17 protein-coding genes and 1 tRNA gene are annotated in these 24750 nt (G+C 37.3%); 14 read left to right on the top strand and 4 right to left on the bottom strand.

The window, feature by feature from the left end; all coding sequences use genetic code 11:
• The first annotated feature begins 214 nt into the window (after window positions 1-214).
• Both dnaE and IPI15_RS12210 read left to right on the top strand, forming a co-directional pair.
• Entirely contained in the window at window positions 215-3790 is a 3576-nt protein-coding gene (dnaE, locus tag IPI15_RS12215) for a DNA polymerase III subunit alpha (RefSeq protein WP_287420508.1), read from the top strand.
• Between the two features lie 91 nt (window positions 3791-3881).
• Window positions 3882-4130, top strand: a complete 249-nt coding sequence (locus tag IPI15_RS12210; protein ID WP_287403728.1) for a CAMCR motif-containing small membrane protein — start codon at window positions 3882-3884, stop codon at window positions 4128-4130.
• 62 nt (window positions 4131-4192) lie between these two features.
• Here the strand turns inward: IPI15_RS12210 and IPI15_RS12205 are convergent, their stop codons facing one another.
• Entirely contained in the window at window positions 4193-4699 is a 507-nt protein-coding gene (locus tag IPI15_RS12205) for a hypothetical protein (RefSeq protein WP_287403730.1), read from the bottom strand.
• Between the two features lie 517 nt (window positions 4700-5216).
• On the opposite strand from IPI15_RS12205, the gene IPI15_RS12200 reads away from it, so the two are divergent.
• The 4 genes from IPI15_RS12200 (at window position 5217) to rimM (ending at window position 9139) form a co-directional block, all read left to right on the top strand.
• Complete coding sequence (locus tag IPI15_RS12200) at window positions 5217-6491, top strand: sigma-54-dependent transcriptional regulator (RefSeq protein WP_287403732.1); 1275 nt, start codon at window positions 5217-5219, stop codon at window positions 6489-6491.
• 216 nt (window positions 6492-6707) lie between these two features.
• Window positions 6708-7808, top strand: a complete 1101-nt coding sequence (gene mnmA, locus IPI15_RS12195) for a tRNA 2-thiouridine(34) synthase MnmA (RefSeq protein WP_287403734.1) — start codon at window positions 6708-6710, stop codon at window positions 7806-7808.
• Between the two features lie 7 nt (window positions 7809-7815).
• Window positions 7816-8583, top strand: coding sequence for a hypothetical protein (locus IPI15_RS12190; RefSeq protein ID WP_287403736.1), 768 nt, complete (start codon window positions 7816-7818; stop codon window positions 8581-8583).
• Window positions 8584-8599: 16 nt separating this feature from the next.
• Window positions 8600-9139 (top strand): ribosome maturation factor RimM, encoded by a 540-nt coding sequence (gene rimM / locus IPI15_RS12185; protein ID WP_287403738.1) that lies wholly within the window; start codon window positions 8600-8602, stop codon window positions 9137-9139.
• A gap of 118 nt (window positions 9140-9257) precedes the next feature.
• Here the strand turns inward: rimM and IPI15_RS12180 are convergent, their stop codons facing one another.
• Window positions 9258-10436 (bottom strand): thiolase family protein, encoded by a 1179-nt coding sequence (locus IPI15_RS12180; RefSeq protein ID WP_287420506.1) that lies wholly within the window; start codon window positions 10434-10436, stop codon window positions 9258-9260.
• A 196-nt stretch (window positions 10437-10632) separates the two neighbouring features.
• Here IPI15_RS12180 and IPI15_RS12175 point away from each other — a divergent pair, with 196 nt between their 5' ends.
• The 6 genes from IPI15_RS12175 (at window position 10633) to IPI15_RS12150 (ending at window position 16703) form a co-directional block, all read left to right on the top strand.
• Window positions 10633-13035: a M14 family metallopeptidase gene (locus IPI15_RS12175; protein ID WP_287420504.1), complete on the top strand. Its 2403-nt coding sequence runs from the start codon at window positions 10633-10635 to the stop codon at window positions 13033-13035.
• Between the two features lie 64 nt (window positions 13036-13099).
• Window positions 13100-13172 (top strand) — tRNA-Met (locus IPI15_RS12170).
• Between the two features lie 119 nt (window positions 13173-13291).
• The gene (dusB, locus tag IPI15_RS12165) at window positions 13292-14287 is read left to right on the top strand and encodes a tRNA dihydrouridine synthase DusB (protein WP_287420502.1); all 996 of its coding nucleotides are present in this window, start codon (window positions 13292-13294) and stop codon (window positions 14285-14287) included.
• A gap of 11 nt (window positions 14288-14298) precedes the next feature.
• Complete coding sequence (locus tag IPI15_RS12160) at window positions 14299-15732, top strand: CCA tRNA nucleotidyltransferase (protein ID WP_287420500.1); 1434 nt, start codon at window positions 14299-14301, stop codon at window positions 15730-15732.
• Window positions 15733-15834: 102 nt separating this feature from the next.
• Window positions 15835-16308, top strand: coding sequence for an FKBP-type peptidyl-prolyl cis-trans isomerase (locus IPI15_RS12155; RefSeq protein ID WP_287420498.1), 474 nt, complete (start codon window positions 15835-15837; stop codon window positions 16306-16308).
• A gap of 68 nt (window positions 16309-16376) precedes the next feature.
• Window positions 16377-16703 carry a hypothetical protein gene (locus IPI15_RS12150; protein WP_287403752.1) on the top strand — a complete coding sequence of 109 codons (327 nt, stop codon included), beginning with the start codon at window positions 16377-16379 and terminating at the stop codon, window positions 16701-16703.
• Window positions 16704-16737: 34 nt separating this feature from the next.
• Here IPI15_RS12150 and IPI15_RS12145 read toward each other — a convergent pair whose 3' ends face one another.
• Both IPI15_RS12145 and IPI15_RS12140 read right to left on the bottom strand, forming a co-directional pair.
• The gene (locus IPI15_RS12145; RefSeq protein ID WP_353738765.1) at window positions 16738-17937 is read right to left on the bottom strand and encodes an MFS transporter; all 1200 of its coding nucleotides are present in this window, start codon (window positions 17935-17937) and stop codon (window positions 16738-16740) included.
• A 261-nt stretch (window positions 17938-18198) separates the two neighbouring features.
• On the bottom strand, window positions 18199-22812 hold the full coding sequence (locus IPI15_RS12140) for a T9SS type B sorting domain-containing protein (RefSeq protein WP_287420496.1): 4614 nt from the start codon (window positions 22810-22812) through the stop codon (window positions 18199-18201).
• Window positions 22813-23221: 409 nt separating this feature from the next.
• Here IPI15_RS12140 and IPI15_RS12135 point away from each other — a divergent pair, with 409 nt between their 5' ends.
• Window positions 23222-23662, top strand: a complete 441-nt coding sequence (locus IPI15_RS12135; protein WP_287403758.1) for a hypothetical protein — start codon at window positions 23222-23224, stop codon at window positions 23660-23662.
• A 54-nt stretch (window positions 23663-23716) separates the two neighbouring features.
• Complete coding sequence (locus tag IPI15_RS12130; protein ID WP_287420494.1) at window positions 23717-24655, top strand: phosphoribosylaminoimidazolesuccinocarboxamide synthase; 939 nt, start codon at window positions 23717-23719, stop codon at window positions 24653-24655.
• The last annotated feature ends 95 nt before the right edge of the window (window positions 24656-24750 follow it).

Below are 24750 nucleotides of genomic sequence, written 5' to 3'. Positions count from 1 at the left end.
ATGAATTAATATTTTTTAACTAATAAAATATATTTCAAAATGCTCAAAAAGCATCGTCTGCATGCCATTATCCTGATTATAAAATTATCATTAACATCATTATCATCAGCATCTCATAAATCATAACAATATCATTACTACATATAATATTTAAATATATAAATTTTCATAACTTTGACCTTCCCTATATATCAACATCTTAATAAAAGGATCCATGTCCACATTTGCTCATTTGCATTGCCACACCCAGTTTTCCTTACTTGACGGAGCCTCAGATATTGGTGCAATGTTTAAAAAGGCGACTGCCGACAAAATGCCCGGAATAGCCATCACTGATCATGGCAATATGTTCGGTGTTTTTAAATTCGTTGCTGAGGCTAATAAATACAATTTAAAAGGGCAGGACCCCTCCATCAAACCCATAGTAGGGTGTGAATTTTATATGGTGGAAGACAGATTTAAGCAGCAATTTACCAAAACTTTAAGAGACAAGCGCTACCATCAATTGATGATAGCAAAGAATAGTACAGGGTACAATAATTTATGTAAACTCTCTTCTCTTGGTTTTATCGAAGGTCTTTATGGCAAATATCCAAGGATAGATAAAAAGCTTATTGAGCAATATCATGAAGGGTTAATAGCTACTAGTTGTTGTCTTGGTGCAATCATTCCTCAACTTATTTTGGAAGGAAAGGAAACTGAAGCGGAAGAAGAATTGAAATGGTGGCTTGGACTTTTTGGAGAAGATTATTACATCGAACTTCAGCGTCATAGGATTCCGGATCAGGAAAAAGTCAATCAGGTACTCATCCGTTTTGCTAAGAAATATAATCTTAAGGTTATTGCCTCCAATGATGCTCACTATGTAGATAGGGAGGACTCAAATGCACATGATATTCTGCTATGCGTCAATACCGGTGAAAAACAGGCCACACCAAAATCTGATGGTTTCAATGTGGATGAAAATGATGGCAGAGGCACACGTTTTGGGTTTTACAATGATGAATTTTTCTTCAAATCAACTGATGAGATGAAAAAAATCTTTCATGATGTCCCTGAGGCGATAGAGAATACCTTGGACATCGTAGATAAGGTAGAAATTTTAAATCTGAAAAAGGACATAATGCTTCCTTTTTATTCGATTCCATCCGAATACAAGTCTCAGGATACTTATCTGCGTCACATTACTTACTTGGGCGCCAAGGAACGTTATAAGGAGCTTTCACCCGAAGTAACAGAAAGACTTGATTTTGAACTTGGGGTAATTGAGTCCATGGGATTCGCAGGATACTTTTTAATAGTAGCAGATTTTATTAAAGCCGGTAGGGATATAGGTGTTTTAGTAGGGCCGGGTAGAGGTTCCGCGGCAGGTTCTGCCGTAGCTTATTGCGTTGGTATAACAAACATTGATCCAATTAAGTATAAATTACTATTCGAAAGATTTTTGAATCCGGATAGAAAGTCAATGCCCGATATTGATACGGATTTTGATGATGAAGGACGCCAGAAAGTTATAGATTATGTTATTGAAAAGTACGGTAAAAATCAAGTGGCACAGATCATTACTTATGGTACCATGGCAGCTAAAAGTTCCATTAAGGATGTAGCCAGAGTGCTGGATCTGCCATTAAGTGAATCGAACGAATTGACCAAAATGTTCCCTGAGAAACTAGGTTTAACTCTTAATCGAGTTCTTGCAGCTCCTTTGACAGGAGAAAATAGCCTTACTTCAAAAGAAGACCTGAATGCTGAGGATATGAAGAAAGTGGAGGCTATCAGGGTTATATATAATAATACTAATGATCCAAGGTCAGCTGTACTCGTTGCAGCAAAGAAACTGGAAGGTTCCGTTCGGAATGTCGGAGTGCATGCCGCAGGCGTCATCATAGCTCCTTCAAATCTGATGGACATATTGCCTGTAGCCACAGCCAAGGATTCAAATTTACTTGTTACCCAATTTGATGGAAAAGTTGTAGAAGATGCCGGTGTAATCAAGATGGATTTTCTTGGACTTAAGACATTAAGTATTATTAAAGATTGTTTGATTTTTATTAAAGAAAATCATGGAGTCGATATAAATATAGATGAGATCCCATTGGACAATGCGGCTACTTATGAATTATTCCAGCGCGGAGATACCTTTGGTACGTTCCAATTTGAGAGTGTGGGTATGCGTAAATATCTTAAGGAGCTCAAGCCCGATAGATTGGAAGATCTTATCTCCATGAATGCCTTGTTCAGGCCAGGTCCAATGGAATATATTCCTTCTTATATTCGTCGCAAGCACGGACAGGAAGATGTCGTATATGATATTCCCGAGATGAAAGAGATACTTGAAGAAACCTTTGGTATCACTGTATATCAGGAGCAGGTGATGTTGCTTGCCCAGCAGTTGGCAAACTTTACCAAGGGGGATGCAGATGTTTTGAGAAAGGCCATGGGTAAGAAAGACAAGAAAGTTCTGGATACCCTAAAAGACAAATTTATGGATGGCATCAGGGCAAACTCCCATGATGAGAAAAAGGCAAACAAAGTATGGAGTGATTGGGAAGCTTTTGCCGCTTATGCCTTTAATAAGTCTCACTCTACTTGCTATGCTTATGTGGCATATCAGACTGCTTATCTTAAGGCCAATTATTTGCCGGAGTTTATGGCGGCCAACTTAAAACATCAGGGCAATATTGAGAAGATCACGCTATATATGGAGCAGTGCAAATCTTCCAATTTGAATGTACTTGGACCTGATGTAAATGAAAGCAAAATTGATTTTGCAGTAAGCAAAACCGGAACTATTCGCTTTGGCTTATCATCTATTAAAGGCATAGGAGAAGGCCCATCGCAGGATATTCTTGACGCAAGAAAAGGAAAGTTATTTGAGGATTTATATGATTTTGTCGTACGTGTGAATACAAGATCCATCAATAAAAAAACACTTGAAGGATTAGTATATAGTGGGGGTTTGGATAGTTTTGGACTGGATAGAGAGGCATATTTTTCAGTGAATGAAAAGGGATCGACCTTTATCGAACAATTGATAAAATATGCTTCAGCAGTCAGAGACATGAATGAAGGTTCAACCATGAGCCTTTTCGGGGATGATATGGATCAAGTGGTGGCGCCGCCTGTGGCTTTTCCTTATCAGAACTGGTCCGTTAATTATAAGTTAGAAAAGGAAAAAGAAATGATCGGCTTGTATGCAAGTGGTCATCCTTTGGATCCATTTAGACTTGAATTGGACAAACTTTGCAATTGTGTACTTTCTGAAATCGCAAATATCGATAAACCTGATTTTGTAGTCAAATGTGGAGGCTTGGTGACAACAGCGCATCATAGTTTTACCAAACGTGGAGATCCATATTGTAAGTTGGAATTAACAGATTTTACGGGTAAGCATACTTTTTTTATCATGAAAGACCTGTATCATAAGGCTAAGGCACTAATGGTAGATGGGAATAAGCTTTTTATTGAAGGGGTTATAAAATCAAAATGGCAGGGTGGTGCATTGGAGATGGCTGCACAATCTATAAGACTTATGGAAAATCTTTCTGAAGCTTACTTTAAATCCATCACACTTAAAATTCCTGTTGGACTTATCACAGAAGATTTTATTGATAAGTTGGATTCATATACCAATCTTCACACTGGCAATCAGAGGATGAATCTGGTATTATTGGATGAAGCAAATAAGGTGGCACTTTCTTCGACTGTTTTTCCTAAGATCTTGATCAATCAACTTCTCATAGAATTGGTGGTTTCGCATGATCTTGAATTTGATGTGGAGATGAATTGATCTGTTCTTTGGAGAAATGTATGATCTTTTCAAAAGTTCTGATGTTTATCAGTTGAATATTAATTAGTTTTGCATCTTAATTATAACAGAAATGATTAAAAGTTATCAAAAAACAATACTTATTCTCGCGACTTTATTCGTCGTGCTGATGTTTATTCCCTTTGAATCATTTGCTCAATGTCCGATGTGTCGGATTGCAGCCGAATCTAACCTTAAGGATGGAGGGACTGCCGGAGCAGGTCTAAATGCAGGAATTTTATATATGCTTGCTGCACCATATTTACTAGTCGGAACCATCGGTTTTATTTGGTGGAAAAATCATAAGAAAATAGGGAAGTAAATAGGGGAAATAAAAAAGGCGTGATTTTTGATCACGCCTTTTTTATTTATTTAATTTCGTTCTTAGAAAGTATAACGAGCAGCTACACCACCAGAGAAATAAAATCCGCTGTAGTAGTCGGCTCTGATAATGTTAACTGTAGGTCTCGTATCAACTGAAACATTCAATGGAATGCTGGCAAATTTATAATCAACACCTGCTGTTGGGAATATAGCCAATCCAAATCCACTAGTCGCATCAAAATCTGAGAAAGAGTTATATGCAGTCAAACCACCACCTACAAACCATTTCAATCCAGGTACTGGTTTGATGTCAAAGTGATGTTGGTAGGCTCCTGAAGCTGAAAGTACGAACCAGTTATAACTAGAAAAACCACCAAACGAATAATTTCTAAAACCCAGGTTTAATTCAATCGCACCTTGCTCACTAATGAAAGTCTTGTAAGAAGCAGAAACCAGGTCATAATAACCACCAAATCTAAGTCCAATACCGCTTTTGTAATCACTCTGTGCATTTGCTGCTACTGAGAAAATTGTAACGAAAATAAATAAGTTAAGAATTTTTTTCATCTGTTTGATTTTAAAAAGTTTAAAAGAGTTTATACATGACATCCATCGAAATTTTCAACTACAAATATTACATTGGGTTGTAAAAGATAATGGCATTTTGTCCTGTCTTATTTCATTACAAATGTATAATATTTTCCTTTACTTACCTATCATAAGCTTACTATATATATTAATTTAAAATAATTGTGAAAATTTTAAAGCTTGGATGAGATTACCTATTATGTATTGGTTTCTTCCAAAATCTTAGAATAAAATCTTTGTTAATTTGTTTATGTACTTTTTTTAAGATTTGTTAAATGCTATATTTAGTGTAAAATTTATTACATATTATTATCAATTATATGTAATACTAGTATATGTCAATTATTTGGTTATAAATATTGTGATAAGGAAAAAAATAGGATTTTTCACAAATGAACATATTAAAAAAATATGTAATGTGATATTTTGACCCTATCTTTGCGAGATAAAAGTTTGATTCAATAGATCAGACTCGATAAACAATTTATACAGCATTATGGCAAAAGTTTTATTAGTAGATGATGAAAGCAGTATCAGAAGAACTTTAAAGGACATCCTTTCTTTTGAGAAATATGAAGTGGTAGAAGCAGTTGATGGTCTTGATGGTATCGAGAAGGTAAAACAACAGAGTTTTGATGTCATTCTTCTTGACATCAAAATGCCTCGCATGGATGGAATTGAAGCATTTGAAAAAATAAAAGCACTGGCACCCGAGACTCCAGTGATCATGATATCAGGTCACGCCAATATCGATACTGCTGTAGATGCTGTCAAAAGAGGTGCTTTTGATTTTGTGAGTAAGCCACCAGACCTCAATAGATTATTGATAACTATCAGAAATGCAATTGACAAAAAATGCCTGATTCACACTACGAAACAATTACAATCCAAGATAACCAACTGTAAGGTACCTGCCATGATCGGCAATAGCCCCGCCATTGCTAAAGTGCATGAGACGATAGACCGTGTAGCACCTACGGATGCCAGGGTTCTTATCACTGGAGGAAATGGAACAGGCAAAGAATTAGTAGCTAAATGGCTTCATGCTAAAAGTAATCGAAGTTCTACAGCGCTAATTGAAGTGAATTGTGCAGCAATACCTTCAGAGTTAATAGAAAGTGAATTGTTTGGACACGAAAAAGGAGCTTTTACTTCTGCTGTCAAACAAAGGATCGGTAAATTTGAGCAAGCAAACGGAGGAACATTATTCCTAGATGAAATAGGCGATATGAGCCTTGAAGCTCAGGCAAAAGTCTTACGTGCACTGCAGGAAAAAAGAATTAATAGAGTAGGAGGCGAGAAGGATATTCATGTGGATGTTCGCGTTTTTGCAGCTACAAATAAAGATTTACTCAAGGAGATCGAAGCAAAACGATTTAGGGAAGATCTTTATCACAGACTCGCAGTCATCATTATAAGAGTACCATCTCTTTCCGAGAGGGTAGAGGATATAAGATTACTTTCAGAACATTTCATTAAGGGCATCTGCGAAGATTATGGAATTCCTTCCAAAGAGATAACAAAGGAAGCTTATAAAATCCTTGAATTGTACAATTGGACGGGAAATATCCGCGAACTTCGCAATGTGGTTGAACGCTTGATAATTCTGAGTGGTGATAAAATCACCGCAGAAGATGTTATCAATTTCGTCCAAACTGATCCACAGCGAAAATCGGGTAAGATTGTTGATTTATTCGAGCAATTCAATAACATAGAAGATGTCCACCGATATATTGAGGATGCTTATTCAGATTTCAAAGGGAGAAAATAACATTTTAAAAATTGAGGCTATCCCAATCTACATGAATGTTTAATTCTGCTGGAGACAACCTCCAGAGTTTCATTCTGACTTCTAATTTCTTACTTCAGATTTACTAAAAATAACACTTTTATAGTTTCACTTCAAAAGCTGAAACATTTGATATTATTAAACATTACCTGTTAATCACCGTTATTCATTAATTTTGCAGTCTCAAATGAATTATTAATGAGTAAAAAAGGCAGAGTTCTGGTGGCCATGAGTGGTGGAATAGACTCAACTGTGGCAGCATTGTTGCTACATGAGCAAGGTTATGAAGTAGTTGGGGTCACGATGAAGACCTGGGACTATGCTAATGTGGGCGGAAGTAAAAAGGAGACTGGTTGCTGTAGCCTTGATAGTATTAACGATGCTCGTGAAGTCGCCGTCGATAACGGTTTCCATCATTTTATAATTGATATCAGGGAGGAATTTGGCGATTACGTTATTGACAATTTCGTTGATGAATATATGGCGGGAAGAACACCGAATCCTTGTGTACTATGCAATACGCACATTAAATGGGCAGCTCTCCTTAAAAGAGCTGATCAATTGGATTGCGAGTTTATAGCTACTGGTCATTATGCGGTGATGAATGAATTATATGGCCGAAGGTTTATTTCTAAAGGATTAGATACTAATAAAGACCAATCATATGTCCTATGGGGATTGAAACAAGAATTCTTGAAAAGATCGATATTTCCAATAGGCGGATTTCATAAACCTGACATTCGCCAAATGGCATTTGACAGAGGTTATGAAAAGCTCTCTAAAAAGGCCGAATCCTATGAAATATGTTTCGTTCCAGATAATGATTATAGAGGATTTCTAAAAAGAAGATTACCCAATATCGAAAATGAATTAGATGGGGGACTTTTTGTCAATAGCAAAGGTGAGGTCTTAGGTAAACATAAGGGTTATCCTTTTTATACAGTAGGTCAAAGAAGAGGTCTGGGTATGGCTTTTGGCGAACCAATGTTTGTCTCGACGATCGACCCCGAGACAAATACTGTGGTGCTGGGTCTGGAGCATGAGCTGCTTCGCAATGGTATGCGCGTCAAAGGTGTCAATCTCATGAAGTATGCAGAACTCAAACCGGATATGGAGGCACTTACTAAGATACGTTACAAGGATGACGGCGCTCTGGCGACATTAAATCAAGTCGGAGATGATGTGTTTGTTGAATTTCATGCCAATGTAAAGGGAATTGCTCCAGGTCAATCTGCGGTATTTTACGAAGGAAATGACTTGTTGGGTGGAGGTATTATTCAGTCAGGTTCAATTAATTAAATAAATAATGAAAAAACCATATTGCCTATTCATTTTTTCTATGTTGATATCAACGGTATATTTTTCTTCATGTGAAAAGGAAATAGATACAGATGCTGTGCAGCGAGCCAAGGATAATTTAGAGAAATCGTATCAATATTATCCGATAGCAATAGGAAAGTCATGGACCTATCAGATCGATTCTATTTATTATTCTGACAATCTTGGTAACATTGAAATCGATACGATAAGAGGGTTATACAGGGAAACCATAGTAGATACCTTTAAGAATTCAAGTGATAATGTTATTTATCGGGTCTTAAAAGAAAAGCAGGAAAATAATATCTGGTTCGTCACAAGAGTATATTCACTAATGCCGACAACAAATCAGCTCATACGCACTGAGGACAATACACAACTTATCGACCTGATCTTCCCTTTACAAATCAATTCTACATGGAATCCAACAGCGCTGATCGACGCAAATAGTACTTATCTGGTAAGAGGTAAAGGGATACAGATATTTAAAGACTGGCCATCAGCCTATATCAGTGATATCGTGGAAGAGGAAGTATTTGGCGAGGTCAGAGAAGTGTTGAAAATACAGGATGTTAAGCCTGATGATAATATTATTCTTTTTCAATCTTCTACAAGATCTTATGCTTCAGGCGTGGGCATGATAAGCAAAGAGCAAGCATTTTTTACAACACAAAAGACGGAATTGGCAGAAAAGCCGTGGGAGGAAAAAGCAGAAATCGGGTTCAAATGTATTCAGACACTTGTCGATTATAAATAAATAATAACAGTTAAAAATGGCTAAATTAAAAGAGTATTTGCAAGTCGGGCAAATCAGGAAGGGCCATGGCTTGGATGGGCTTATAAAAATGACGCTTAAGGCTGATTTTACTCATGTAATAGACAAGACAGATCATTTTTTTATAGAAGAAAATGGTCAGAAACTTCCACTTTTCATTGAAAAACAGGTCTTTGATGGGCAGGATTATATTGTTAAATTCGAAGATATAGACAATCCTCAGGATGCTACCCAATTGTCTGCAAAAGCTATTTTTATGGACAAGGCTGTCTTGGAAAAATTAATAGATTATAAATCAAAAGAAAAAGACCTACCCTTTGATATCACAGATCTGATTGGATATGTCATTAAGGATAATTCACTTGAAGATAACCTAGAGATCATTGATATACAGCAATTTCCTCGGCAAGTAATGGCTACAGTAGAATTGAATGGTAAAGAAATGTTTCTGCCCTTATCAGACGAACTTATTGCTTTGATAGACCACAATACCAAATTAATTTCTACCGCATACCCTGAAGGTATCTTTGATTTGTAAGACAGTTATTGGTAAAGTGGCATGTAATAATATGATAATCTAATACATCACGGACAAGGGCAAGCCTTATCCCTGCAATTATATTCTAATACTATTATACTCTAATACTATCATACTCTCAAACTCGTTCAATCACCATAGAACTAGCTCCACCGCCACCATTGCAAATGGCAGCTAATCCATATCGACCACCTTCCTGATGAAGAGCAGATGTCAAAGTGACAAGAATTCTGCTTCCGGATGACCCAAGGGGATGACCCAATGCAACTCCACCACCATAAATATTCATTTTTTCTTGTGGAATGTTCAATGATTTTGCAAAATTCAATGCCACAACAGCGAAAGCTTCATTCACTTCAAAAAAGTCGATCTGATCAATCGTTAAGCCAGCCTTTTTTAAAGCAATTGGTGCTGCTTCGACAGGAGCAGTTGTAAACCATTCTGGTTCATGCTCAGCATCTGCAAATGAAACAATTCTAGCTAAAGGCTTTAAATTTAGTTCTTTGACTTTTTCTGCAGAAGCAAGGATTATGGCAGAAGCGCCGTCATTGATAGTACTTGCATTTGCTGCAGTTACAGTTCCTGTAGGAGTGAAAACCGGTCTCAAACCAGGAATCTTATCCAAAAATACATTTTTAAATTCTTCGTCTTCAGTGATTAATACGGGATCTCCTTTTCTTTGAGGTATAGACACCGGGCTAATTTCATTTTTGAATTTACCATTCAAAGTAGCTTCTGCAGCTCTCTTATAAGATTGAATTGCGAAAGCATCTTGCTGCTCCCTTGTTATATCATATTTTTCTGCTGTGGCATCAGCAAATACACCCATCGCCTTGCCATCATATACATCTACAAGACCATCTCTTTGTAAACCATCTACAGCCTGAACACTCCCAAATTTACTTCCCCACCTCATATTAGGCAGATAAAATGGGATATTTGACATGCTTTCCATTCCACCTGCTACTATAAGATCATTTTGCCCTGTCATGATGGATTGAGCTGCAAGAGCTACAGATTTCATGCCACTGGCACAAACTTTGTTTACTGTAGTGGTAATGACTGTATTCCTGAGTCCTGCGGCTAGAGCTGCTTGTCTTGCCGGAGCCTGACCGTTATTAGCCTGAACGACGTTGCCAAAATATACCTCTTGTATTTCAGCAGGATCAAGTCCTATTTTACTATAAGCATCACGTATGGTTTCTGCACCAAGTTGAACAGCAGTTAAGCTTGAAAATACACCACCAAAACTACCCATAGGTGTTCTGGAAACTGAGACAATAAAAACTTCCTTCATTCGAATATTTTGTAGATAAAATGATTTTAGAACTGAAAACACAATAATATACAGTGTTTTCAATACTGGCACTTAAACAATTCAAGTTGATTTTCGTTCAAATTAAAATTGTATGCGAAGGTATATTAAATTTTAGTTTATATTTTGAATTAGATATATATATTATTTTTACCTTTGACCCAAGTTTAGCCTTGATATGATTGAATTCCGTAATATTTACTTTCTTTTATTATTATTTGTTTTTGGTGCTCCGTTCCAAAAGTCTTTCAGTCAGTCAGAAGAAAAAACAATCTACCAGAAAGTCAGAGTTCATCTTGATGGCAAAGGGCTTCGTCCTCTTGCAGCACTTGGTGTTGAAGTAGAACATGGATTTAATCGTGCCAAAGATGAAATCGTGAATTTTTATTCAATTGAGGAAGTGGAGCAAGTCAAGGCTGCAGGATTTAAAGTAGACATCATCCTTCCTGATGCAATAGCGCATTATCTGGAGGAGAGCAAAAAAGTACAGCCTGTTTCATTAGAACAATTGGAGACCAGAGATCAAACTTGTTACGGAGAAGTTCAAAAGTATAGGGTGCCTTTTAATTTCAAATATGGTTCTATGGGATCATATCTGACGCTGCAAGAAATAATGAATGAATTGGACCTTATGAAGGTTAAATACCCCAACTTAATTTCTAATAGAATGGGCGTCAATTCTTTTGTAACTAAGGAGGGGAATGTCATTCAATACGTCAAAATCTCAGATTATCCTGAGGATGATGAACATGAAACTGAAACCAAGATATTATATACTTCTTTGCATCATGCCCGCGAACCAATGAGTATGATGCAGATGATTTATTTTATGTGGTACCTTTTGGAGAATTATGAAAGAGATCCGGAGATCCAGTATTTGGTAAATAAATCAGAGATGTTCTTTGTCCCTTGTGTCAATCCAGATGGTTATGAATATAATAGGTTGCAGCATTCAGATGGCGGCGGCTTGTGGAGGAAAAACCGCAATAATATTGGCGCAGTTGATATTAACAGAAATTATTCATTAGGCTGGGCATATGACAATGATGGATCGTCACCTTTAAAAAGTTCAGATACTTACAGAGGTACACATTCAAATTCTGAAGCTGAAACAAAATCAATTTATACATTAACAAAATCTAACTCTTTTCAGATGGCTGTGAATTATCATTCATTTGCCAATGTAATGATATATCCTTGGGGGTATTTGGAGGCTAATACCATAGACAGTCTCACTTATATCAATTTTGCTCAGCAATTAACCGAACACACAGATTTCTCTTTTGGCCTCAATAACGAAACGCTTGGATATCCTATTAATGGCACAGCGGATGATTACATGTATGGAGAAGGTATTTACGCTTATACTTTCGAATGTGGTCCGGTGGAATTGACAGATACTACTAGTTTCTGGCCTTTAGCAGATAAGATACTACCTATGTGCGCCTCTTTTTTAAACCAAAATATCAATACTTTGTGGATGTTGAATGGAGGATTGAAAGTGCAACAAGTTTCTGACAAGATTATCCCGCAAGCCACAGGCAATGCTCAATTAAAAATTACAAGAGTCGGATTAACGAACGACTTAGTAAACATTAATATTCATCCAATATCTAATAACGTGGTTAACTTTTCAAAAGATTACGTTGTAACTCTCAATCATTTGGAATCCAAAGTTATTGATATACCTTATGCATTGAAGTCCAATCCTAAAGGGGAAGTCAAATTTGAAGTGAATTATTTCTACGGAACATACAACAAAAGGGACACCATCACTTATCAACTCTTCAATTACAAAACTAGATTTGAAAACCACGGTGAAGATTTAACTGCTTTTAAGAAAGAAGATTTCGGTCAGAATTGGATAATCGATTATGATGATTATTATGATACATTTGGTTCATATGCGCTCAATACACTATCCACATACAGTAAAGCGGAAAATAAAACACTGGAAACTAAAAATCCAATATATATTCCTCAAACAGATTCTCTAGCTTTTCTTTCATTTTATGCTAAATGGTATATTGAAAAAAATGTAGATTATCTAAAAGTATATGCATCTAAGGATGGCGTATTTTTTGCCCCATTATGTGGCTCTTTCTCCCAGCTTGGCAGTATAGACCAGGGAGAAGAAGAGCCTGTGTTAGATGGCTTCCAGCCTGACTGGGTCAATATAGTGATGGATTTGTCTAATTATACAGGAGAATATGTATATCTTAAATTTATATTTAGATCAGATGCAAAGGTCAACAAGGACGGTGTAAATATCGACAATATAAAAGTTATTGGAGTGCCTAGAGCAAACCTTGCTGACGTTGAGGTTGAATCAAAAAGTGCAAAGGCTGAAATTAGCCCTAACCCTGCTGATGACTTTATTTATGTCTATAGAGATATCGCACAGGATGCAATTATCAGTTTATATGATGCCACAGGAAAATTACAGATTAGAAAAAATATTTTAAACAAAGTTGAAGGAATTGATGTTCATAATTTACCATCAGGGATGTACTTATATGTTATTAATGAAGGATTTAAGAATCAAATCATAACCGGTAAGTTAATTATAGCCAAAAATTAATTTCTTGTAATAAGTATTATTTCAGATTTAAGTGTATCTTTGCGTCACTTTAATAAAAACATATCGCGGAGTGGAGCAGTTGGTAGCTCGTCGGGCTCATAACCCGAAGGCCGCAGGTTCAAGTCCTGCCTCCGCTACTAAGTAAAGCCTCGGTTTTTTCCGGGGCTTTTTCTTTTTTTAATCGACCGGTTTTTTAATCCTGATTTTCGATTTCAAAAGAATCTATTATTTTTGCAATTGATTAATAATATTTGAGGTGGTAAAAATAGGTGATATTTCATTAGGGCAATTTCCATTATTGCTCGCACCCATGGAGGATGTCAGTGATCCTCCTTTCAGAGCACTTTGTAAGGAACAAGGCTGTGACATGGTTTATACAGAATTTATTTCTGTAGAAGGTCTAATTCGAAATGCAGATAAAAGCATACAAAAGCTGGATATTAGTGATGAAGAAAGACCTGTAGGTATTCAAATATTTGGTTCAGATGAACAAAGTATGGTGCAGGCAGCAGAAATCATAGAACGGACCAAACCCGAAGTGCTGGATATTAATTATGGTTGTCCAGTCAAAAAAGTAGTTTGTAAAATGGCAGGTGCCGGAATTCTACAGGATATTAACAGAATGGTATCCCTGACCAAGGCAGTAGTAAATGCCACTTCACTTCCTGTTACCGTAAAAACAAGGTTGGGTTGGGACGATAATACCAAAAATATTGTGGAAGTAGCGGAAAGGCTTCAAGACATTGGCATTCAGGCACTTTCTATCCATGGAAGGACACGGAAACAAATGTATACCGGTGAGGCTGATTGGTCACTGATAGCTAAAGTAAAAGAGAATCCAAGAATGCACATCCCAATTTTTGGGAATGGTGATATTGATAGCCCTCAAAAGGCAAAGCTGTATAAAGAACGTTACGGAGTAGATGGTATCATGATAGGAAGGGCTAGTATCGGCAATCCCTGGATATTCAGAGAAATGAAACAATTTTTGGATTTTGGCACGATAGCAGAACCTCCGACCCTGGATGAAAGAATATCAGCTGTCTTGCAACATTTACACAGATCCATTATTTGGAAAGGTCAAAAGATAGCTATCAATGAAATGCGACGTCACTATACCAATTATTTCAGAGGCTATAGAGAAGTGAAGCAATTTAGATCTTTACTAGTCAACGCACTTTCGTATCAGGAAGTGGAAGATATCACAGCGACTATGCGTGAGTATTATTCAAATGAGCCTTTGCTGGTTTAAAATGGATTAGAATGTTTTTATTACTGAATAGTACAAAAACTGAAGAATTAGTTTACAATGTTCTTTCGAGAGCTGCCAAAGAGCTCGATTGTCAGGTTTATTTGATCGGAGGGTATGTAAGGGATAAAGTCTTGGGCAGAAGATCCAAGGATATAGATATTGTGTGTGTAGGCGATGGTATCATACTGGCAGAATATGTCAATAATTTACTGAACAATGAACATCCAGTCGTCATATTTAAAAGATTTGGCACAGCTTCAATCAGATTTAAAGAAGTCGAACTGGAATTTGTAGGAGCCAGAAAGGAATCCTATTCCATTGATAGTCGCAAACCTTCGGTATTGGCAGGTACACTCTATGACGATCAGTTAAGACGAGATTTTACTATCAATGCAATGGCTATTAGTCTGAATGAAGACACCTATGGCGAACTGTTGGATCCATTTGATGGAATGGAGCACCTCGAAGAAAAGTTGATCAAAACTCCCCTTGATCCTGGATCTACATTTTCCGACGACCCTTTAAGAATGATGCGGGCAATCAGATTTGCTAATCAATTAAACTTCACAATAGACCCTAATACCTTTCAGTCAATGACTAACAATTGTGAACGATTAAAGATCGTTTCGATAGAGCGCATTATGACTGAGTTTCAGAAGATAATGGAATGTGATAAACCTTCTATTGGAATTAATCTGCTATTTGAAGCAGGTCTTCTCGATTATTTTATACCTGAGTTGGTCGAGTTACATGGAGTAGAGATTCAAGAAGGAAAGGGCCATAAAGATAATTTCTATCATACGCTTCAAGTATTGGATAATGTTTGTAAAAATAGCGATAATGTATGGTTGAGATGGGCAGCATTGCTACACGATATTGCAAAGCCAGCCACCAAAAGGTTTGATGATAAACAAGGTTGGACTTTTCATGGCCATGAAGCATTGGGAGCTGCGATGGTCCACAGAATGTTCAAAAGGATGCACCTGCCATTGGATCATCAAATGAAGTATGTTCAGAAGTTGGTAAGGTATCACTTAAGACCTATTAGCCTTACAAAAGAAGATATTACCGACAGTGCTATAAGGAGACTTCTTTTTGATGCAGGTGATGATATTGATGACCTGATGATACTGTGTGAAGCTGATATCACTTCAAAAAATGAGAGGAAGGTCAAGAAATTACTGGAAAACTATGAACTAGTGCGTCTTAAACTGAAAGAAATAGAGGAGAAGGATAAAATGCGCAATTGGCAGCCCCCAGTAACCGGTGAATTAATTATGGAGACCTTTGGGATAAAAGCTGGCCCTATAGTAGGCGATCTTAAAAACGAAATAAGAGAGGCTATCCTTGATGGAGACCTCGAAAACGACTTTACTGCAGCCTTTAGTTTTTTAGTCGACCTAGGTAAGAAAAGGGGCTTGCAAAGAAATATAAAAAGCAAATAAGCATTTACCCAATCATAAACGTTTACATTAGATAAGTAGTTTTTCAACACAATTAAAAGCAATTATTAATCTTATATTTGCAAATTAATATAATAAAAATAAATGAAATCAATACAATACGCATTAAGTTTAATTTTAATGTTATCAATAATTGGTTGTTCTAAAGACAAAAATATTGTAGATGACACAGCTCAGTTTGAACTTGATAAACAGCTGATTCGAAATTATTTAAGAGATAATAATTTGAATGCTGACTCCACTGCAGAGGGGGTCTATTATATTATTGATTATACTAATGACACATTGCCTGATAAACATGCTTCAGTTTCATCTATTGTAGTCGTTGATTATAAAGGCTATTTATTGTCAGGAAAAGTATTTGAAACAAATTTCAACCAATCATTTGGACTTTACCAGGTGATAGACGGATGGAAAATAGGGATACCATTATTTAAACAAGGTGAAAAAGGACGTTTGTTTCTACCTTCGAGACTAGCTTATGGCGCCCAATCTACAGCGAGTATCCCTTCGAATTCTCCTTTAATTTTTGAAGTTAATCTGATAAAGGTAAATTAAACATTCATTTATTACTACTGGGTCGAAAATTTTTTCTACCTTACTTTGATAACATAAAAATATTAACAATGCTTATTAAAAAATTAATATTCAGCGGAGTGTTGATGTCATTCCTTGCTTTTGCAGCATGTAAAAATGAACCTGCAGCAACTGATGCGGCACCAGCAACTCCTGAAGCCGGAACTGAAGCTACAACCACGCCAACTACTGCTGCTCCTGCACCGGCTCCTGCTGGAGCTCCAACTAGTGGTCAGCCTATGCAGACAGAAGTTGCACCAGTGCAGACTATGCCTGCTGGTTCTACTGCACCTGCAGGTGGATCTGGAAAGATCAATCCGGCACATGGTCAGCCTGGACATAGTTGTGCGGTACCAGTAGGTTCTCCACTGCCTTAGTAGAAGCTTAGTAAAGAATTAAAAGCCGGATGATTTATGATTGTTCGGCTTTTTTTGTGTGATCAAAATGGTTATTATTTTTATTGCGAAATAGCATGTATCCTAAAGCAATAAAGGTGATTGCTGCTGAAAAATATAGTACCATGGGAATGTTTTTAATGACATCACTGTAATACCAGCCTGCCAATAATGCCCCGCCTCCAATTCCTGCTTCCAAAGCAATATACATAGTTGCAATAGCTTTACCTCTTTGGCCGGGAAGGCTAAGATCTACAGTCCAGGCATTCACTGCCGGAGATAGAATACCTGTAGCGAATCCATAGAAGATGGACCCAATTACAAAGCCTTCAAAATTATCATTGTAGCCAATGATCAGAAGGGATACAACTAACATAAATAGGCCAACCTTAATGATCACTAATCTGCCGTATTTGTCTGAAGCTTTTCCGGAGAAAAATCTCACAAGAATTGAAGATATTGTAAAAAAAAGAAAGAAAAGTCCTTTGTTGTGAATGCCAAGATGATGACTCCAATCAGGAATCAAAGTCAAGATCACTCCATAGGATACATATGATAGTAAAGTGACTACAGCTGCAGGAAGTGCTTCAACAGCAATGATATCGTACCTGGTGAGTTTGAGCATAGTAAAACTAAAGGGCTTTTTATCCTTCAATGTTTCTTTCATATTCATCAAAATCAAAATGGAAGTAAGTGCAAAGGCAGATGATACATAGAATAGTATATTCATCGAATAAGAAGCCCTGATTGCACTTCCCAATGCAGGCCCAATGGCCATTCCTGTGCTGAAACATACTCCATGTAGGCCTAGAGCCTCACCCCATCTACCAGGTGGTACGATATCAGATATGTAAGCTGAGGTCGCAGTAGGTTTAAAACCTGTCGAAAACCCATGAAAAAGCCTTAAGAACAAAAATCCGGAGACTGTACCCAATACAGGATACAGAAAACCGCAGAAAAAGCAAACAATCGATCCTGCAGCCATAACTGGCACACGACCAAAAGTATCCGTTAATTTTCCACTGAAAGGACGCGATATACCTGCTGATAGCGTAAATAATGCTATTATTAATCCTTTGTATTCAGCCCCACCAAGTCCACTTAAATATTCAGGCAACTCCGGGATCAACATATTAAAACTTGCTGAAAATAAGAGAGAACTTAGGCATACCATTCCAAAATGAATATTGTATATGGGATGCAACGATTGGGCCATTGTTAGTGGGCCATTGTTGAATAGTTTTTTGAAATATGGATTTTTATTTTCTTTATTAGAAGACACGCTAGACCTTTGATACAAATTAAAACAAACGAAATTAATTAATTGACTTTTATTTCACATTATATGTGACCTAGAGACGTTTCATGAAGATATGATTTTCATTTATAGAGTTCAATTAGAATGTAGAATTTCATCAATTGTAATAAAAAAAGGCAGAACATTCTGTGCTCTGCCTTTTCTAAATTTTTAGCATATTTACCTCACCAAGGTTACACTTCCAAAGTATAACTGTGTCTTTCCGTCAAGAAAAGAAATTTCGGAAACATAGGTAAACACATCAGGATTTAATTGACTTCCTTTGAATGTGCCATCCCAGCCGTTTGTTGTACCATATTCCGATGGTGGTAAGTTTTTTTGTTCATAAACCAATGCTCCATAACGATTAAACACGCGCACGTACATTACCTCTTTTACTCCCGGGCCAGTATATATCTGGAATTCATCATTGATGCCATCTTTGTTGGGTGAGAAAACGTTTGGAATAAAAATCTTCCTTGTTTTGTCAACTTTTAAAAGAATAGAATCAATACCTGAGCATCCATTGACATCAGTCACTAACACATTAATGTATTGATTGCTAATGGCATGCGCATAAGTTTCATCGCAATTGACACAGCTGACATTCGATGGAGGAGACCAAACTGATGTTCCTACAGGGAAAGCACTAAGCACGACAGGGCTCAAAAGTATCGAATCTCCAAGATTGATTACAACATCTTCAGGAAGACTAACCAATATTGGTGCAGGCTCTGTAACGGTAAAGGTAGAATCCAAGGTGCATCCGTTTTCATCTGTAATTGTAAGTAAGTGATCGCCACCCAATACCTTTGCTATTTCAAATGTAGTATATGTCTGACCTTGGTCTATCGTATATTTATAATCAGGTCCCGCACCACCAGTAATGCTATTGATTTCAAAATTTGTTTCAAAACCCGCACATGCAGGTTCCGGCACCGGTCCAAAATCAACTGAAAGTGCCAATGGTTCGTTTAGTGTGACAGAGACATCATCACTGCATCCTTTTATATCGGATACTGAAATAAGGTAATTGCCGGCTGGAAGGTTATTCCCAGTATTGACATTACCCAGGATTGCCGGATTCCAAGTGAAAGTGTTCGAGCCGTTTCCTCCAGTGACATCTACGCCGATCGCACCTGTCGATTCTCCAAAACAATTGACATCTTGAGTGATTGTACTATTCAAGGTAGCAACTAATTCTGCAGGTTCATTTATTTTAAATGAATCAACACCAATACAATTCTTATTATCGGAGATAGTAACTTTATATGTTCCTGCACCCAATCCATTTAAAGTAGCCGTATTTGTTTGAACCGGACTCCAGGTATAACTGTATCCGCCATTCCCTCCACTCGCTACGAAAGTTATTGATCCATCATTATCACCAAAACAAGTGACATCTGTGAACTGCGCTGTTGCTTTATTGGCTGTGATAGCAGGTGGAGAAGGTATAAATACAGAATCAACTACATTGCAATTTCCATCTGAGATGGTGACGAATTGCCATCCACCTTTTAACTGTACTGCTGTAGAACTAGTGCCACTAAAGGTCTCACCACTTGACCAGGTAAATGAATATGTTCCAATTCCACCGCCACTTGCATTCACGGTGGCTGATCCGGAACCTAAGATGGCGTCAAAACAATCCGAAGCTACTATTGTATTTTGATCTACACCACTAATTATGGATGGGGCAGAGGACACGACATAAGTATCAATGAATGGCGGGCATCCTGAAGCATCTGAGATAGTAACTGTATAGCTACCAACTTTTATGTTTACAATAGCATCAGTCACATCTCCATTACTCCACAGGTACGTATATGGCATTATTCCTCCACTGGTAGTCAGCTGAATAGAACCATCGTCTGCATCCGGACATGTTGTAGGGACTATCAGAGCGTTGTCTACAGCTATTGAGCCTTGACCTTCCAAAACAATGGTATCTTTTAATTCACAACCACTAAGTGTATTGACAGTAAGGATGTATTGCCCACCTGTGAGATTACTTACAGTAGAAAAATATTTTCCATTAGGATCCCCTGAATTGACAGGCAAACCGGCATTATTGCTCCATGTCACTGAAGTTATCTCAGAACCTTTAGCAGTTAAAGTTGCTTGAATGCTCCCATTATTTCCTCCACTACAAGCAATTGGTATTAATGTGTCAAACTCAATCAAGGGAGCATCTTTTTTAAAGATCAAGAAGCTGGTATCTGCAGTACATCCATCCACTCCTGTGATGGTCACATAATATCTTGTACCATCTGCTGTTCCTGATAAATTGTTAAGTTGAAGACTCACTGCCTTTAATGTTGTCGGATTAGATCCATTGGACCAGGTAAATTCATATAGCCCATTTCCCGGATTGTTAGGATCTGGAAATGGGATAGTATTTCCACTGCCATCATAAATAGTTGCTGATCCGGATGGCGCTCCTGAGCAATTGTCGTTGATTTTATTAATTATCAGGAAGACGATCTCTCCATTGCCCTTTATTTCTATAGTTTTTTCTTTAAAACAACCGGCAGCATCTGTTATAGTTACATCGTAAAAACCGTTATTCAGACCGGAAACAATTGATGTTGTATTTGTATTGTTGGGCACTCCGGCAGAAGCTTCCCAGTTGAAGGTATAAGGTCCTGTGGTAGTGCCATTTGTTGTTCCTGTAGCAGTGATTTGCCCCGTGCCATCACCAAAGCAAACAGGTATTTGTTTGTCTATCGTGGCATCAATGGTTACTCCAGGTACTAGTTCAAAATTGGAAATAACAGAACAATTATTTGCATCAGTGATTGTCACAGAATATATACCTTCCGGAATTCCTGAAATAGATCCGGATACTACTCCATTCTGAGTGGTATTGTTTGACCATTTATAGTCATAAGTTCCTCCAGGCTTAGGAGTTCCACCGGTAGCTGTAATACTTATACTTCCTGTCGGTTTACCTGAACAAGCCGGGCTTACGATCACTGCTGGAGTAAGGCTAATAGATGGAGTAAACAAAGTAAAGGATTCTGTATAAATACACCCAAGTTTATCTGTCACTGTGACATTGTAAACACCACTACCAAGGTTATCAATACTATTTTTATTAAACTCAAATGTTGACCATTCTATAGCATATGGAGTTACTCCTCCTGTAGATGAGATGTCAACTTTACCATCCTTTGAAAGATTACAGGCAGGATCTGTGATTGTGGAATTAACATTAATGGGCGGGGCATTCGAAACAGTTATAGACGATATAACATGTGTCACTCCTGATACATTGAAAACATCAAGCGGATATATGCCGGAAGCAAGATTAGAAATTGTAAAAGGTTCTCCAGTATTAACAAAGCTTGGAGCCCCATTATTAAAATTATAATTATACTGAGCTTCAGGTCCATAAACAGTGAAAGTGATGGAACCATTATTGCCCGTTGTACTACAGACATTTAGAGATACCTGGATCGTTGTAGGATTGGTAATCATCACAATACCGGCAGTATATCTTACATTGAATGAAGTAAGATCTATATTTGTGAATTCCACACCGAATGATGCTGATGGTATGTCCGTGATAATCACTGGTGTCTTAGTTCCCGGAGGACCGATGGCTTTAAAGCAAATGGTAAAGAATATAGCGTCATCGGGCAAGGTCTTACCTGTGAAAGAGGCATCGTCCCATAGAAATCGGATTAAACCTTGAGCAGCTTCTGATGTACTAAATCTTCCAAGTGAAAGATTGAGTGGATTTACTCCCGGAATTATTATCTGGTCGAACTGAAGAAGGTTTGGATTGAATCCAATTGCGAATTGTCCTCCTACCATATCCTTTAGATTTTTTACGGTAAAATCCAGGCAGATGATATCATTCATTGCTACCATTCCTGACTCGACAGTGATGTCAATGTTTCCCTGAGGTAAAATGACTTCCTCCGCATGTACACAACTTTTGCCATCTGATATTGTAAGAATATATGTTCCTGGTTCCGGAGCAGCAAAGGTAACTTTTGAGCCATGTTCGAAAGGTAGTCCAAATAGATTTGCTTTGACTGTTGGCTTGGTCTTGTGAACCATAGTGACGGTATAGTTTTTACTAGCATCGAATTCAGGAAATCCTCCTGTCACGTCAAAGCTTCCAGATAAAGAAGTTGGTGAATTCGTTTCAAAATTTGTGACTTTTATCTCATTCAGATATACCACAGGAAATGCTGCAGTTCTATTGACTTTAACGCAAGATCCGCCATCTTCATATTGTCCATAATATTCACCACCTGAGAGTGTAAATGCATCAAAGGTGGCAGGAGCTAACCATAAAGTAAAAGGCGAGCCTGCATTGAAGTAAGCATTGGTACTCCCATCATTGGACAGGGTAATATCACCATTTGGAGTTCCCATAAAATACCATAGTTCTCCGGGTGGTGGTGGAGGATTAGAAAGAACACAATCTCCTTGAATTGCCGCAAATGTAGGGCCTGTCAATGCTGGCGGGCATCCGTATAATAAGAAACCTGCTGCAGAAGGTGTTCCTGGCACAGGGTCGCCATCATTAAAGTTACCATCGCCATTATTTTTAATAAAAATCTGATCATTGTAACACAAGAAGATGGTGTCAGGCCGACCATCATTACTTTGACCTACAATCGGTCCAAAACTCACTGATCCCGGGCTTCTTGAAGTACAATCTCTTGGCCCGATCTCTGTGGCGTTAATAGGAGCTGTACTTTTAAGTTTTTGGGCATTCGAAATCTGGCCGAATGTTAAAAATATTACTAAAATGATGAGTATAGAACGTAAATTCATCTGCTAATTTCTGTGTTTGTTGTTCAATTTGAACCTGAAATGATTGAAATTTAGATAATTTAGTGATCGCTGCTTTATATTATATATCTGTATGAGATAGAAAATGCTGCATTTGATCGATAAATATCACGCAAAAATAATATATATATTTTTAATATTTGTTTTTCTTTTTGTCATAGTACCTTTGCGCTGCAAAAGTAACGAATTAAACGTGGACTGTCGTATTCACCTGATGTGGTTAAGTAAAATACAGTAAAACTATGAGGTGATTTTTTAGTAGTATTGAACTAAAGATATGAAGAAAACAAATATAAAATTTTAACATTTAAATTGAATTTGAAATATATTTTGGCATTTTAAACAAATATTATGTTTAGATTTGTCTCACATTGTTTTTAAAATATTTTTTATGTCAATTATTGATCGGGCATTTTTAGTTATTTTCAGGTATGCTGAAAAGGGTTTGGAGATTTTTTTGGTAAAAACTGAAGATGAAGAGATGCAATCACAATTGGTGGAGATCTCTGAACAATTTCTTACAGAAATACCGTTGAGGTTTAGTAATAATACTCAGATTATTGAACTTGATCCTATAGAAGATGATCAAACCGGCAACATCAGAGCAATAGCCATAGAAGGTGATTGGCACGATATTCCTTCTCTTCGAGCGTTGCTTAAGGATGATTTACATTTTATGAAAGATAGAGTCAAAAAATATATTCCAAACATCGATACAGGGTCATTCATTTCATTCAAAGAAGTCGTAAAAAAAGCAGTAAAGTCTGAATACCAATTGCTTAAAGAACTTAAAGACGTTCTTACAGATCGCAATACGATCAACAATATTTGATCAATGTTTACCTGATTAAATTGCCCTCTATTAATTTTTAAAATTTGCTGTAATATGGAAGGACTTCGATCCACACATATCGAATTGCCAGAAGAAGTAGTAAAATATTCCGGAAAGGTTCGTGATGTTTATATTAAAAATAATTTATTCATCTCTGTTGCATCTGACAGGATCTCAGCTTTCGACCATATTCTACCCAGAACGATTCCTTTTAAAGGACAGGTATTAAATCAAACTGCCGCTTATTTTCTGGAATCCGTGAAAGATATCATCCCCGTTTGGATGCGCCATGTGCCTGACCCTAATGTAACCGTTGGTGTTACTTGTGAGCCTATAAGGATAGAAATGGTCATCAGAGGATACCTGACAGGCCATTCATGGAGAGAATACCGTTCAGGTAAAAGGGTCTTATGTGGAGAAGAGATGATAGAAGGGCTCAAGGAGAATGATCCATTTCCCGTTCCATTGATTACACCAAGTACAAAAGCAGTCGAAGGTCATGATATGGATATTTCGAAAGCAGAGATTATTTCTCAAGGTCTGGTGCCCTTGGATCTATATGAAGAAATGGAATTGATATCCAGAAAATTATTTAGAAGAGGGCAAGAGATGGCATTGGCTCAAGGTCTGATCCTGGTAGATACAAAATACGAATTCGGATTGCACGACGGTACATTAACCTTAATGGATGAGATCCACACTCCGGATAGTTCCCGATATTTTTATCTCAAGTCCTACTTTGAGAATCAATTAAAAGGCTTACCACAAAATCAACTTTCGAAGGAATTTGTAAGAGAATGGCTGATAAGCAAAGGGTTTCAAGGTTTGGAAGGTCAGGTGATGCCTGAAATGGACGATGAGATGGTACATACAATTAGTGAACGGTACATCTTACTCTATGAGACTATCACAGGTAACCAATTTCAACGAACTGATCCGAATACAATTCAGAATAGGGTAGAAGGGGTGGTTACTGAATTGATACGAGGCTAGAGGTTAGAGGTCAGAGGTCAGTGGTCACAATTATTGATGATCATTGATATTGATATTTAAGCACAAATGCTATTCACTTTAAATAATCAGTCCAT

The organism is Candidatus Brachybacter algidus, from assembly GCF_016707225.1.
Taxonomy (GTDB): domain Bacteria; phylum Bacteroidota; class Bacteroidia; order Chitinophagales; family Saprospiraceae; genus Parvibacillus; species Parvibacillus algidus.
Note: the sequence above shows the minus strand (reverse complement) of the source record. Positions and strands in the feature narration are given on the sequence as shown.